Source organism: Kitasatospora sp. NPDC098652, assembly GCF_044760155.1.
GTDB lineage: Bacteria > Actinomycetota > Actinomycetes > Streptomycetales > Streptomycetaceae > Kitasatospora.
Window position 1 is genome coordinate 46,509 of sequence record NZ_JBIWAQ010000018.1, and the last position, 11,932, is coordinate 58,440.

General features: G+C 70.8%; 18 protein-coding genes and 1 pseudogene. 7 read left to right on the forward strand and 12 right to left on the reverse strand.

Translation table 11 applies throughout. The features are described from left to right. Positions 1-105: 105 nt before the first annotated feature. From ACIQWA_RS30415 to ACIQWA_RS30440, 6 genes and pseudogenes are all read right to left on the reverse strand, one after another. Positions 106-309 carry a DUF397 domain-containing protein gene (locus ACIQWA_RS30415; protein WP_402488006.1) on the reverse strand — a complete coding sequence of 68 codons (204 nt, stop codon included), beginning with the start codon at positions 307-309 and terminating at the stop codon, positions 106-108. Between the two features lie 201 nt (positions 310-510). Beyond that, positions 511-939, reverse strand: a pseudogene (locus ACIQWA_RS30420) (DNA-binding protein); the annotation flags it as partial. A 49-nt stretch (positions 940-988) separates the two neighbouring features. Then, a complete protein-coding gene (locus ACIQWA_RS30425) occupies positions 989-1,192 on the reverse strand; it encodes a DUF397 domain-containing protein (protein WP_402487929.1) in 204 nt (67 codons plus the stop codon). A gap of 45 nt (positions 1,193-1,237) precedes the next feature. Further along, entirely contained in the window at positions 1,238-1,573 is a 336-nt protein-coding gene (locus ACIQWA_RS30430; RefSeq protein WP_402487930.1) for a hypothetical protein, read from the reverse strand. 110 nt (positions 1,574-1,683) lie between these two features. Beyond that, entirely contained in the window at positions 1,684-1,896 is a 213-nt protein-coding gene (locus tag ACIQWA_RS30435) for a DUF397 domain-containing protein (protein ID WP_402487931.1), read from the reverse strand. After that, positions 1,893-2,732 carry a helix-turn-helix transcriptional regulator gene (locus tag ACIQWA_RS30440; RefSeq protein WP_402487933.1) on the reverse strand — a complete coding sequence of 280 codons (840 nt, stop codon included), beginning with the start codon at positions 2,730-2,732 and terminating at the stop codon, positions 1,893-1,895. The genes ACIQWA_RS30435 and ACIQWA_RS30440 overlap by 4 nt, the downstream gene beginning before the upstream one ends. Before the next feature lie 117 nt (positions 2,733-2,849). On the opposite strand from ACIQWA_RS30440, the gene ACIQWA_RS30445 reads away from it, so the two are divergent. The 3 genes from ACIQWA_RS30445 to ACIQWA_RS30455 all read left to right on the forward strand — a co-directional run bounded on the left by ACIQWA_RS30445 (position 2,850) and on the right by ACIQWA_RS30455 (position 3,828). After that, positions 2,850-3,050 (forward strand): hypothetical protein, encoded by a 201-nt coding sequence (locus tag ACIQWA_RS30445; protein WP_402487934.1) that lies wholly within the window; start codon positions 2,850-2,852, stop codon positions 3,048-3,050. 11 nt (positions 3,051-3,061) lie between these two features. Continuing rightward, on the forward strand, positions 3,062-3,286 hold the full coding sequence (locus ACIQWA_RS30450) for a hypothetical protein (protein WP_402487936.1): 225 nt from the start codon (positions 3,062-3,064) through the stop codon (positions 3,284-3,286). Positions 3,287-3,360: 74 nt separating this feature from the next. Then, on the forward strand, positions 3,361-3,828 hold the full coding sequence (locus ACIQWA_RS30455) for an NUDIX domain-containing protein (RefSeq protein ID WP_402487938.1): 468 nt from the start codon (positions 3,361-3,363) through the stop codon (positions 3,826-3,828). Positions 3,829-4,046: 218 nt separating this feature from the next. Here ACIQWA_RS30455 and ACIQWA_RS30460 read toward each other — a convergent pair whose 3' ends face one another. From ACIQWA_RS30460 to ACIQWA_RS30470, 3 genes are all read right to left on the reverse strand, one after another. After that, the gene (locus tag ACIQWA_RS30460; RefSeq protein WP_402487940.1) at positions 4,047-4,658 is read right to left on the reverse strand and encodes a hypothetical protein; all 612 of its coding nucleotides are present in this window, start codon (positions 4,656-4,658) and stop codon (positions 4,047-4,049) included. 13 nt (positions 4,659-4,671) lie between these two features. Then, positions 4,672-5,184: a hypothetical protein gene (locus ACIQWA_RS30465; protein WP_402487941.1), complete on the reverse strand. Its 513-nt coding sequence runs from the start codon at positions 5,182-5,184 to the stop codon at positions 4,672-4,674. A 78-nt stretch (positions 5,185-5,262) separates the two neighbouring features. Further along, positions 5,263-6,150, reverse strand: coding sequence for a hypothetical protein (locus ACIQWA_RS30470; RefSeq protein WP_402488008.1), 888 nt, complete (start codon positions 6,148-6,150; stop codon positions 5,263-5,265). On the opposite strand from ACIQWA_RS30470, the gene ACIQWA_RS30475 reads away from it, so the two are divergent. The 3 genes from ACIQWA_RS30475 to ACIQWA_RS30485 are packed head-to-tail and all read left to right on the forward strand — an operon-like array spanning position 6,082 to position 7,696. After that, entirely contained in the window at positions 6,082-6,387 is a 306-nt protein-coding gene (locus ACIQWA_RS30475; RefSeq protein WP_402487943.1) for a hypothetical protein, read from the forward strand. The genes ACIQWA_RS30470 and ACIQWA_RS30475 overlap by 69 nt on opposite strands. Continuing rightward, positions 6,384-7,163: a DNA/RNA non-specific endonuclease gene (locus ACIQWA_RS30480; protein WP_402487945.1), complete on the forward strand. Its 780-nt coding sequence runs from the start codon at positions 6,384-6,386 to the stop codon at positions 7,161-7,163. Before ACIQWA_RS30475 ends, ACIQWA_RS30480 begins: the two co-directional genes overlap by 4 nt. Next, positions 7,160-7,696, forward strand: a complete 537-nt coding sequence (locus tag ACIQWA_RS30485) for a hypothetical protein (protein WP_402487947.1) — start codon at positions 7,160-7,162, stop codon at positions 7,694-7,696. Before ACIQWA_RS30480 ends, ACIQWA_RS30485 begins: the two co-directional genes overlap by 4 nt. A 313-nt stretch (positions 7,697-8,009) precedes the next feature. Here ACIQWA_RS30485 and ACIQWA_RS30490 read toward each other — a convergent pair whose 3' ends face one another. Both ACIQWA_RS30490 and ACIQWA_RS30495 read right to left on the reverse strand, forming a co-directional pair. After that, entirely contained in the window at positions 8,010-9,086 is a 1,077-nt protein-coding gene (locus tag ACIQWA_RS30490; protein WP_402487948.1) for a response regulator transcription factor, read from the reverse strand. A 156-nt stretch (positions 9,087-9,242) separates the two neighbouring features. Then, positions 9,243-10,193: a hypothetical protein gene (locus tag ACIQWA_RS30495; protein ID WP_402487950.1), complete on the reverse strand. Its 951-nt coding sequence runs from the start codon at positions 10,191-10,193 to the stop codon at positions 9,243-9,245. A 288-nt stretch (positions 10,194-10,481) separates the two neighbouring features. Between ACIQWA_RS30495 and ACIQWA_RS30500 the strand changes: the two genes are divergently transcribed. Further along, positions 10,482-10,811, forward strand: coding sequence for a DUF1330 domain-containing protein (locus ACIQWA_RS30500; RefSeq protein ID WP_402487952.1), 330 nt, complete (start codon positions 10,482-10,484; stop codon positions 10,809-10,811). Between the two features lie 76 nt (positions 10,812-10,887). Here ACIQWA_RS30500 and ACIQWA_RS30505 read toward each other — a convergent pair whose 3' ends face one another. After that, a complete protein-coding gene (locus ACIQWA_RS30505) occupies positions 10,888-11,823 on the reverse strand; it encodes an NAD-dependent epimerase/dehydratase family protein (RefSeq protein WP_402487954.1) in 936 nt (311 codons plus the stop codon). Positions 11,824-11,932: the final 109 nt, after the last annotated feature.

The following is an 11,932-nucleotide window of genomic DNA, read 5'->3' on the forward strand; positions in this document are numbered from 1 at the left end:
GGGCACTGCGTCCTCGATGCAGGGAGAGTTCGGCCAACCCCTGGAACCTCGGTGGAGACGGCCCCGCTGCCCGGAGTGCCAGGGCGGCGGGGCTGATTGCTGGGGTTAGCGGGCGTCGAACTCGCCGGTGCGGACGGCGGTGACGAAGGACTGCCAGGCGGTGGCGGGGAAGACGAGCGCTGGGCCGTGGGGGTTCTTGGAGTCGCGGACCGGAACGACGCTCTGGTGGCCGTCCGCGACCTCGACACACTGGCCGCCCTGCCCACTGTGCGAGCTCTTGCGCCAGGTGATGGGGGAGTTGGGGTTCATGGCGGTTCCCTCCTGGGGGAGTGGGAAGTCGACGGCGTCGACTTCTCGGTCGTGGCCGGTCTTGAGGTTCGACCGGAGGAGGTTCGGCAGGGGCACGGTTCATCACCCCGGCGTCTCAGGGCGGTCGGCGTGGGGCTGGTACTCGTGGCGGGAGGGTCAGGGGCGCCGCTGCCCCGGGGCAGCGGCGCGTGAGCAGGCAGGTCAGTTGTGGAGCGCCGGGCCTTCTGCGGGTGGTGCGCTGTACTTGGCCAGAATTTCGTCGGTCGTGGACTTGTCGAGCAGCCTGAGAGCCCACGGGCCGGTGTTCACGTCGAATTCCTTGCCGAACCCGACCCACTTGCCGGCCATGCGCCGCCCGGTCGGATCGACCAGCAGCTGAACGGCACCGTGGTAGCGGGCTCCGTGGTAGTAGCCGTCCTGAGCGGTCTGTTCGACCCAGGTGCCGGTGACGATGTTCCGGTCGACGGTCAGGTCGAAGGACAGCGGGGAACCGGGGTTGGAGGAGGCGCCGGGAAGCGAGCGCCCGGTGATGCGGTCGCCCTCCTGCGTCAGGACGACGTGGTGCAGCCCGGTGAAGGTGCCGTTGCGGCTGCTGCTGAGGAACTCGTAACGGCTCAGCCAGATCCCGGAGTGGTTCATGTTGCCCGGCTCCCGTCGGTCATGTCGGGTCCTCCCGGTTTCAGGGAGTGGGGAGTTCGCCGGTGCGGACGGCGGTGACAAAGGACTGCCAGGCGGCGGCGGAGAACACGAGGGTGGGGCCGTGGGGGTCCTTGGAGTCGCGGACGGGCATCACGTTCGGAAAACCGGGAGCGACCTCGACGCACTGGCCGCCGTCGGAGCTGTACGAGCTCTTGCGCCAGGTGATGGGGGAGTTGGGGTTCATGGCGGTTCCCTCCTGGAGGAGTGGGAAGTCGGCGGGTCCGACTTCCTATGCGTCCAGCGGGGCGGTGCGGATGTCGCGGCCCCGGGACCAGAGTCCCTCGATCTGCTCACGCTCGCGGGTCGTGTCGGAATCCGGATCGCCGAGCAGGAAGCGGATCCGGCACCCGCTCTCGACCTTGCGGCGGAGGGTCTGCAGCAACTCGGGCTGCTCCAGCCAGGCGAAGTAGTTGGTGTACCCGGCGAGGAAGACCTCGGACCGGGCCTCGGCGATCAGCTGCGCCCAGACCGATCGCGGGCAGGCCGATCGGTACGGGTAGACGGCGAGAACTTCCCGGTCGTGGCCGGTCTTGAGGTTCGGCTGGAGGAGGTTCGGCCGGATCACTCGTGGATCACCCCTGGAGTCGCGGTGGCCGGGGGAGTTGAACCTGGCGGAGGAGTGGAGACGGCCCCGCCGCCCCGGGGGCCGGGGCGGCGGGGCTAAAAGCGCTGGGGTCAGCGGGCGTCGAACTCGCCGGTGCGGACGGCGGTGACGAAGGACTGCCAGGCGGCGGCGGGGAAGACGAGGGCCGGGCCGTGGGGGTCCTTGGAGTCGCGCACGGGCATCACGTTCGGAAAACCGGGAGCGACCTCGATGCACTGGCCGCCGTCGGTGCTGTGGGAGGACTTGACCCAGCGTGCAGAGGAGAGGTCGAGGCGGGAGCTCATGGTGCCAGTTCCTTCCGGATGCTTCTGATCACGCTCAGGGACTCGGCCCTGGGCGGCGCGTCTACTTGGAGACGATCGTATCTCCTGCGCCACGTCACGACAGTGGTCCGATCGCGTTCGAGGAAACCTCGGTGCAGCGTCTCGGTGTATCCGAAGTGGGTGCTTTCCCCGATTGTCAGCAGTGTGACGGCCGAGCGGAACGATCGGTGGACGCCCATAGTGAAGGGGACAACCTGCACCAGGATGTTCGGCATTCCGCTGGCCAGGTCTTCGAGGTGCTGGAGCTGTTCGGCCATGACAGAGGGACCGCCGAGCCGCCATCGAAGAGCACTCTCGTCGAGGGCGACGAAGACCAGGGGTGGAGGCGTGCGTTCCAGGAGCTTCTGCCTGGTCATCCGGAAGTTGAGACGTTCCTCGGCCTGCTCGGCGGTGACCTCACCCAGATCGACCGCGCCTGCCAGCTCGGCCTCGGCATAGGCCCGGGTCTGGAACAGGCCAGGAATGGCGCCGATCTCGAACAGCCTTATCTCCGTGGCCTGGGCCTCGTGCTTGGTGAACTCGGCGAACCCCTCGGCGAGGCCTGCGCTGTTGGCGGCCTGGATCCACATCAGCGTCAGCGAGCCGTGGGTCCCGAGGACTTCGTCCGCCTTCTCGGCGAACTGTCTCGACACCTGCTTCGTGGCAGTTTCAGCGACGGAGACAGTACTGGGGTGGCAGCCGATGCGCTTCGCGAGCTGCTTCTGGGTGAGGTTGGCCGCGCGCCGTGACCTGCGGAGTAGAACTCCGAAGGGAGCCCAGCGGCTTGACTCTGGGTCAATCTCCCTGATGTTCACCATGGGTGCTCCAACTTGGATGTCCTGGAAGACAAGTCCAATTCCGCTTCCGATGCTAGGTGAAGCTGGGCCACCATGTGCACAGAACGTGAAACTCCGATCGCAGAGAGTTTGACTCCCATGACTCATGACCAATCCCCCCGCCTTCACGGCTACGGTGTCCGGTGGGACACCGAGGCCCGGTGCTACCGGGTGCGCAACGAGTGCACCGGGGCGTGGCTGTGCAAGCCCAACGGTGAGCGCAGCGGCTTCTCCTCCTTCACCGAGGCCTTCTCGGCCTGGCGCCTGTTCGAGGTGCACAAGCGGCCGGGGGAGCAGTGACCCTCTCCCGCGTGACCGCCGAGCAGCGCCGGCAGGCCGCCGCCGTCCTGGACGACCTCACCACCGTCCTCGCCCTCGGCCGGGTCAACCTCCCGACCCTGGAGGTGGACTGGGACACCGGCCGCTCCACCTGCGAGTACCTGCTGCACCTCACCGCCCGCCCCCTCGACCTGCTGCGGATTGTCGACCTGCTCCGCAAGGGCCTGCGCTACGAGCGCCTCACGTATGACGACTGAACTCCTCGCCCGCCTGCTGTGGTGGGCCTGCTTCGCCCTCCTGTTGTTCTGCGCTCTCAGGAAGTGAACTCCCCGTGCACGACCCCCGCCTGCTCGCCAAGCCCCCCATCTGCCGGCTCGGCTGCCTCGTTCTCGTCCGCAACCAGCGCGGCGACGTCCTGCTCGTCGACCCGGACTACCTGGACGGCATGATCCTGCCCGGCGGCGCCGGCAAGGCGAACGAGCCCCCGCACCGCGCCGCCGCCCGCCACCTGCAGGCCCAGACCGGCATCATCCTGCGCCTGACCCACGCCGTCGCCCTCGACTACACCCCCTCCGACCGCTACCTGGAGCGCTTCAACGTCGTCTTCGACGGCGGCACCCTGCGCGACGAACACCCCGTCACCGTCCCGCCGCAGAAGCGCAGCCGCCTGCTCGGCGCCCGCTTCGTCCCCGTCCACGAACTCCCCAACCACATGGCCCCCTCCCAGGCCGCCCGCACCGCCGAAGCCCTCACCGGCCGCGCCCTCCCGCTCCTCCTCCACGGCCAGCGCCCCGACTGACCGTCACCGGCCGGCCCCTGTCAGCGTCCGCCCCTACGGTTCACCGCATGACCTGGCCTTTCGATGTCGCCCCGTCCGCCTGGCTGCCGACCGGCCGTCCCGTCGTCGGGGACGAGGGGCGGGCGGGCAGGCGCTGCTGTGGATCACTGACGGGCCCGCAGGTGCGAAGACGGAGGGTGCGCTCCCGTGGGAGCGCACCCTCCGTCTTCGCGCGACGATCATCCAGACGTCGGGGCCTGATGAACTGCCTCAGGGGTTCCGACAGCCAGAACCAGATCTGCCCCGTTCTTCCACAAACGGAGCGAGTCACCGGCCTTCTTCTGTGCCTCAGCGGATTTTCCGACACCTTCCAGCCTGACCGCCATAGCCTTCTCGCCACAGCCGAGGGCCGTGAATTTGAAGGGGCTCAGCTGAGCGGAGGCCTGGGTGTATGTTCCGGCAAGAACATTCCCGGGGAAATCCACGTGTGTGTCCGCGAAGGAACTGGCAGTGGGACGCGGCGCTCCGACGGAATCGGGAGCGGTGGCGGTCGGATCGGTCAGCCCGTCCGGCAGGACTGCCACCTGGCAGGTGCCGTTCCTGACGGCGAGGACGACGCTGGTGCCCGAGACATCGGCGATGCCGAGGATCTTGGCGGTGCCCTTGGCGGGCGGAGCGTCGATACTGCGCTGGACGACGGCATCCGCCCGTGCGGCGGCCGTCGCCTCCAGGAACCAGGGACCGCTTTCCTGCTGAGGCGCCGGCGCTGTCCCGTTGTCGGTACACGCAGCCGCGAGGACGGCTGTAGCGACGAGGCTCGCCGCCCCCAGGAACCGACTGGATCGCCGCATGTACTCAACTCTCCTAGTTCGTCGAGCTGTTGTAGCAGAACCCTACTGGCTTCTTCACTTCCCCGTCGCCGATGTAGGCGCCGACCTGGGTGTCGTAGATGCTGTAGGTGTAGTAGTCGAAGAGCTGGTACGCCTGCAGGTTGCCGAACTTCCCGGCCGGAACCGTGTAGGAGCCGGACTCGGTGTTCGTGATGGTGTCGGTCACGTTGAAGCCGACGCCGGCAGAGATCTTCCACACGTCGATCGACGCGCTCGCCGTCCACTGGGTCGCCGTCGAACGGGTCTGGGTCAGCGTCAGGGTCATGGGGCCGGGACCGCTGTTCGCGTCGATCACGTCGGTGCCACAGAGCTGCCCGTGGTAGGCCACATCGCGGACCTCCCCGAAGACGTCGGCCGGCCGCTCCGGCGACTGCCGGGTCGGTGCGGCGTGCGCGGGCACCTTGACCTGGGGGAGGGTCGCCGCCGGAGCCTTGCGGTCGATGACCCAGTGGCTCGGGTCGGCGACACTCGGGAGCTGGGTGGTCACCGTCGTCACCGCCCTACCACCACGTCCTGCGCTCCTCGCCGCCGTCCTGGACAAGTGAGGTCCCCGACGCCGACGAGTTCATGGACCGGTCGATGGGCCCCGACGTGTGGCGCTTGCTCTCGCCGTGATCCCCCGTCGGCCCTGATGCCCGGCCCCGGGGTGGTCAGCCGTGCGGGGTGGTGGGGCCCAGGGTGATGACCGGGCCGAACGGGCGGCAGCCGGCGTAGGTGATGCCCTGTCCGGGCGGGCAGGGGGTGTCGGTGCGCACCGGGGCCGGGGCCTCGGGCACCGGCCTGGGCGGGACGGTGTGCTCGGGGGCGGGCGGCTGCTCGGCTGCGGGCTGCTTCTTCGGCGGAGCCGGGGCGGCCGGGGTGTGGGCGGCCGGGGCCTGGGTGGTATGGGGTCGGGCCGGGGCCGGCTTGGTGGCGGCGGGCTCGGGCGTGGCCTCGGCCCCGTCCTCGGCCCCGTCCTCGGCCTGGTCGGCTGCGGGGACGACCGTGGGCGTTCCGGTCTCCACCGGCACCGGGGGAGTCGTCGGCGCCTCGACCGGGGCCGAGGGGGAGGCCGACGGCGTGGCGGACGGCGAGGCCGCGGGGGAGGGGCTCGACGTGGCCGCCGCGTCCTGCGCCGCCGGGGCGGTGGTGCCGTGCGAGCCGGTGAGCAGCAGGGCCCCGCCGAGGCCGGCCGCGCCGAGGACGCAGGCCCCCGCCGCGACGGCGAGGGCCTGCCGGCGCCGCTTCGTCGTCCTGCCGTTGCCGTCTTCCTGTGGCATCCGTCCCACCCCGTTCGCATGATCATGTGTTCGAGCTGGGCGGATGCTACCGGATCTAATCGCAGTGCGCCGGGCGTCAGCCCGGTGGTGAAGCGGGTGCCGGTCTTGTCGAGGATGGCGCCCACGTGCTGTTGGACGGTGGGGACGGTCAGGTGCAGGAGGGCGGCGATGTCCTTGGTGCTGGTGCCGCGCACCGCGTGGAGGGCGACCTGCTGTTCGCGCGGGGACAGGCCGTGGGCGAGGACGGCCAGCGGCAGGTGCTGGACAGGGAGACGGGGGTGGCGATGCCTTTCGATGTCGCCTCGCCCGGCCTGCTGCCCGCCCGCGCCCCGTCGACGGCACCGCCGACCCCGACTCCGACCCCTGGCCCGGCGGTGGTGGTGGCGGCGGTCGTGGTGGTGGTCGAGGGGGCGGCAACGGTCGCTGCGTGACCTGCAAGACCGAGCGAGGACCGCGCCACGCCGAGCCCAAGAAGGACGACGACCGCAGGGGCTTGTGGGACAAGACCAAGCCCTCGGTCGAGCGCCCCCTCCCCAGGCTCGACTGGGAGCCGCCGAACCCCGGCGACCTCCTCAAGATCATCTCCGCGATCTACAACGCCGCCGACCTGCTCAACATGCTGACCACGCACCAGAACGTCACCCCTGACCAGGACACCAGCACCCACACTGCCCCCGGTGCCCAGCCGGGTTCCGGCAGCGGGCCGGTAGACCAGGACACGGAGTGCTCCAAGGATCGGAGTCAGCGGTTCCACTACCAACCCATGGTCGGCGGGCGACCTACCGGTGTGACCGCGCTCATCTGTCCGTCCGACCTGAAGCCGGCCAACGCCGGGCGTGACGACGGCGGCAGTGTCGACGTCAAGGACTTCCCGCTGCCAGGGTTCAACGAAGAGCTGAAGCCGGGCAAATGGATGTGGAACAGGACGCACATCTTGGGCGACCGCTTCCATGGGGAATGGCGCGAGGAGAACCTCTTCACCGGGCATAACCTGATGAACACCGGTGGCATGAAGGCGTGCGAAAATCGCATGGCTGAACAGCTCGCGGCCAATAGGGCGGTCCAGTACTCGGGGCAGTTGGAGTACTCCGGGAAGGAAGGCATCCCGGTGGCGATACGCATGAAGGCCAACCTGGCTGACGGCTCCGAACTGTTTGACAAGCGCATCGAGAACACGGATACGAGGCAGCGAACGTGCCACAAATGATCGATCGGCTCATGCTCCAGCTTCCCGGCCTGGGGGCCGCTCCGGGTGGCCGCGCCATCGACTGGACGGCGATTCAAGAGGGGATCGGTACCGGCCTGCCCGCCGACTACCGCGAACTCTCCGCACATTGCCCCAGCTTCTCGGTCGACGACTTCCTCCTGGTGTCGACCCCGGCCCCGGGCTCGGAGTCGAAGTTCGTCTCCGGTGTCCAGTCCGACCGGGAGGTCTTCGAGGACGACATCGCCGAGGGGGACATTCCTGCGGAGTACATCTCTGTGGAGGCAGGCGTGGAAAGAGCTGCGCTGCTGGCCTGGGCGGGGACGCCGAACGGGGACGAGATCCTCTGGCACACGGCTGCTCGGAATCCCGATGAATGGACGGTCGTCGTACGGGGCCGTAGTGGCGGATGGTGGTCCTACCCGGAGAGCGCTGTGTCCTTCCTCGAAGGCCTGTACTCCGGCCGGTTCCCGGTGCCCGGGCTGCCGGCGTCATTGCCGTCGGGCGAACGGAAGGTTTCCTTCCTCGCTTTCTAGTGCCGAAGAGGGCGGCAGGACCCGGAGCGGGGATCCTGCCGCCCTTGGCTATGTCGGCGTCGGAGATGTTGGAGAAGTGCTACGGCTGCGATGGGGTGGAAGCTCGCCCCTACGAGCCGTTTCCGGCGAAGGGGGCCTGCTCGCCTGGGCGAACAACACGCCCTCCGACTAATTCTGCTGGGACACCTCGGCCGATGAGCTGATCGACTGGGCGGTGGGTCCCGACGTCTGGCGCTCGTTCTGAGAGCTGGGCAGGGTAAGCGGGAGTTGCGGCCGGGCCCTGAACACGGGTCCGGCCGCTTCGCGTTCCCCGTCACGCCGGGGGCAGGCCGAGGGTGGGGAGGTGGCCGGCCATCAGGAGGGTGACGAGTTCGCGGCGGGTGCGGGTGCCGGTCTTGTCGAGGATGGCGCCCACGTGCTGTTGGACGGTGGGGACGGTCAGGTGCAGGAGGGCGGCGATGTCCTTGGTGCTGGTGCCGCGCACCGCGTGGAGGGCGACCTGCTGTTCGCGCGGGGACAGGCCGTGGGCGAGGACGGCCAGCGGCAGGTGCTGGACGGGGGAGACCGGGGTGGCGATGACGGCGACGCCGTCGGAGGGGCCGTCGAGGGCGGTTGCGTGCAGGGCGAGCCACTGGCCGTCCGGGGTGCACACCCGGACCTCGGCCGGGCGGCCGGTGCGGGCGGCCTGGCGGGCCACGGTGAGGAAGCCGCTGGGCACGCCCAGGACGAGGCCGCCGGGTTCGGCCATCCGGGAGATGAGGTCGCGGGCCGCCACGTCGGCGGAGCGCAGCCGCCCGTGGGCGTCCAGGACGGCGACGGCCGGGGCGAGGGCGGGCGGGGCGGTGCGGGTGGGCCACAGCGAGGCGCGGTGGGCGGCGCGCAGGGCGGCGCCCACCGGGGTGGCGATGCGGGCGGCCAGGCGCAACTCGGGCAGGTCGTAGGGGTCGCGGCCGTTCTCGCGCATGAACGCGGCGCTGCCCCAGCGGCCGCCGCCGAGGTCGAAGTTGATCCGCAGTTCGTCGCCGTAGCCGCAGGGCTGGAGCAACTCCCGGTAGCGGACGCTGCGTTCGAGGTGGCCGTCGGTGGCGCGGCCGACGCTCTGCACCCGCTGCCCGGCGGCGCGGATGGCCTCGAAGGTGGTGGCGTCCTCGCCCTGGAGCTCCAGGCGGACGGCCTGTTCGAAGCCGGCGGGGTCGAGGCCGGAAGCGACGGTGGAGGTGGGGAACCCGGTGACCGGGTCGGTGCCGTGCCAGCACCCGCCGTCGAAACCGAGCGGGCCCCGGAGCAGGGCGTGCAACTCCCCGAACAGCTCGGCCGTGGGCAGCCGGGAGGCCGCCAGTTCGCCGATGGTGCCCAGCACTTCCCGCTCGATGTCGCGTCGTTTGGCCACAGACCGAAGGCTAGGGAAACGGGCCCCCGTTGCCGGTGGACGTACGAACGAATGGCCGGGAGCAGGCCGAGGGTGACCGAAAAATTCGGGGGCGGGTGCCACACTGCTCGGCACCCGCCCCCGCCCCCGATCACCCGTGACGCGCCGCCGAGGCGGTCAGCTCCACGGGTTGGCCGGTTGGTCGTCGATCGCGGTCCAGAACCTGGTCTGGGTCGGCAGGGTGCCGTTGGCCCACAGCCCCCAGCCCGACGCGTCGTGGAACTCCGCCATCCGGAAGTCCGCCCCGAACGAGGCCGCGCACAGCTGGTCGGCGGTGGCCCGGCTGCTCAGCTGGGTGCCGGGCACCGGCGCGGTGGCCTTCACCTCGCCGCCGGCCCAGCTGTGGAAGCCGCTGGTGGGCACGCCCGCCGGGGCGGGGCGGTCGTCCTTGCGCAGGCACAGCACCGGCAGCCGGCTGCCGGCCGGGGTGTCGCCCTGGTACGGGTCGCTGGCCGTGTCGTAGCCGACATGCACCACGTTGTCGGCGCGCTGCTCCAGGGTTGCCCAGGTCATGCCCTTGTGGGCGCCGACCGGGCCGAACAGGGCCTCGTAGCTGCTGCGGTAGATGTTCCACTGCTGGTAGGCGCCGTCGTTGCAGCCGAACATGTAGAGCTTCCAGCCGCCGAAGTTCTTCTTGGTGTTGTCCAGGCACAGCGAGCTGGACACGTTCTGGATCCGCACCCCCACCATGTCGTACTTCGCGCTCTGGCCGGGCGCCGTGTAGGGGGTGATCCGCCACATCTGGCTGGTCTGGTTCGCGTAGCACTGGTAGCCGCTGGGGCGGCTGTCGGAGGCGGTCAGGCAGGAGCGCCTGTCGGCCTCGTTGTTGATCGTGTAGACGCCGGTCCAGCCCGGGACCGGGGTGAACACCCACTTGCCGGGGTTGTTCGAGGGCGCGCAGGGGTGCATGTCCTGGGTGTCCCACACCGCGCCGTCGGGACAGCGTTCGGAGGCCTGGTTGAACAGGACCGTCGCCGGGGTGTCGGCCGAGGCGGCACCGGGGGCCAGCGCCAGGCCGCCCAGGGCGAGCGCGGCCGAGAGGACGATGCGTCGGATGAGCGAGCGCAAGGGATCTCCAGATCGAGGGGGTACGGGGGCAGAAGCGGTACGGGGGCAGAGGCGGTACGGCCGGCCGACCGGCACCCAGGCTGTCAGGAACCCGTCACCCACCGGTATCCGAGCTTTCTCGGACCCCCCGCGCACCCCCGTGCACCCCCGCGCGCACCCCCGCCCCGACCTCGCCCGGCTACGTCATCCCTACTGATGCGTGACGGATTCGGCGGGCCCCTGCCGAGCCCTACCGTCGGAGACGTCAGCACGACGAACCCCCCTCCGACACCGCCACGGGAGCAGCACATGAGCGCCTACGCCCTCGCCCAGGTCCACGCCGCCGAGATGTGCCCCGACATCGAGGAGTACCTGGAGCGGATCGACACCACCCTCGACGACTTCGGCGGGCGCTTCGTCGTCCACGGCGGCACGTTCGAGACGCTGGAGGGCAGTTGGGGCCAGCTCGGGCTGATCCTGATCGAGTTCCCCGACTACGGGAGCGCCCGCGCCTGGTACGACTCGCCCGCCTACCGGGAGATCCTGCCGCTGCGCACCCGCCACATGGTCGCCGACGTGATCATCGCCGAGGGCGTGCCGGCCGGCTACCGGGGCGCGGACAGCCTCAAGGGGCACTGACTCAAGGGCCACTGACTCAAGGGCCACTGACTCAAGGGGGCACTGACTCAACGGGCACCGAGCCCCCCGGGCCCGCCTACGACCGCTCGCGCCACCAGGCGACGGTCGCCGCGACCTGCTCGTCCAGCGGGGTCGCGCGGACGGTGAAGGCGGCCTCGTACGCGGAGGAGTCCACCACGAAGGGGCGGTCGAACTGGTAGCGGGTCTCGCGCAGTTCGCGCAGCAGCGGGGAGAACAGGCCGGCCGCGCCGAGCAGGACGGGGGAGAGGCGGCGCACCGGGACGGGGCCGGTGCCGGCCTCGGCGGCCAGGCGCTCGACCATGGTGCGCACCGGCAGGGCGGGGGCGGTGGGGACGTGCCAGGGGCGGCCCCAGGCGCTCTCCTCGGCGGCGACCTCGACCATGGCACGGGCCACGTCCGGCAGGTAGGTCCAGCTGTGCGGGGCGTCCGGGTCGCCCAGGACGGTGACCGGACGGCCCTTGAGCAGGGCGGGCACGGCCCGGGAGGCGAGGTGGCCGCCGTCGGTGACGCCGGGTCCGAAGAAGTCGCAGGCCCGCACCTCGACCGCGCGGATCCGCCCGGCCTCGTGCAGGGCCCAGGCCTGCTCCCAGGCCGCGGCGCGCACCCGGCCCTTGGGGCCGGTGGCGGCGAGCGGGAGGTCCTCGGTCATCGGACGGTCCACCGGGCCGTAGCCGTACAGGTTGCCGAGCATCACCAGCACGGCCCCGCTGTCCTCGGCGGCCGCGCACAGCGCGGAGGCGAGCGCGGGCCACCGCCCGGCCCACTGCGGCAGCGGCGGCGCGGCGCAGCCGTGGATCGCGACGGCCCCGCGCGCGGCCTCGGCCAGCCGGGCCGGGTCGCTCGCGTCCAGGGCGAGGTGCTCGACGCCGTCGGCGGGGGCGGCGGGGCGCCCGGTACGGGTGACGACCCGGACCTCGTGGCCCTGTTCGGCCAGCAGGCGGGTGGTGGCGGCCCCGGCGGGCCCGTGTCCGACGACGAGATGAAAGCTCACAGCGCCCACCCTAGAGCGTGCCGCTGACAGGCCGTGACGTCCGCCGTGACGTCCGCCGTGACGGTTCGGTCCGGTGCGGGAAGGGGGGCGGCAAATACCTGGTATGGCA

Excerpts from the sequence above, each read along its gene's own strand:
- ACIQWA_RS30415 (WP_402488006.1), bottom strand. The coding sequence starts at position 309 with ATGAACCCCAACTCCCCCATCACCTGGCGCAAGAGCTCGCACAGTGGG.
- ACIQWA_RS30425 (WP_402487929.1), bottom strand. The coding sequence starts at position 1,192 with ATGAACCCCAACTCCCCCATCACCTGGCGCAAGAGCTCGTACAGCTCC.
- ACIQWA_RS30435 (WP_402487931.1), bottom strand. The coding sequence starts at position 1,896 with ATGAGCTCCCGCCTCGACCTCTCCTCTGCACGCTGGGTCAAGTCCTCC.
- ACIQWA_RS30440 (WP_402487933.1), bottom strand. The coding sequence starts at position 2,732 with ATGGTGAACATCAGGGAGATTGACCCAGAGTCAAGCCGCTGGGCTCCC.
- ACIQWA_RS30445 (WP_402487934.1), top strand. The coding sequence starts at position 2,850 with ATGACTCATGACCAATCCCCCCGCCTTCACGGCTACGGTGTCCGGTGG.
- ACIQWA_RS30460 (WP_402487940.1), bottom strand. The coding sequence starts at position 4,658 with ATGCGGCGATCCAGTCGGTTCCTGGGGGCGGCGAGCCTCGTCGCTACA.
- ACIQWA_RS30485 (WP_402487947.1), top strand. The coding sequence starts at position 7,160 with ATGATCGATCGGCTCATGCTCCAGCTTCCCGGCCTGGGGGCCGCTCCG.
- ACIQWA_RS30500 (WP_402487952.1), top strand. The coding sequence starts at position 10,482 with ATGAGCGCCTACGCCCTCGCCCAGGTCCACGCCGCCGAGATGTGCCCC.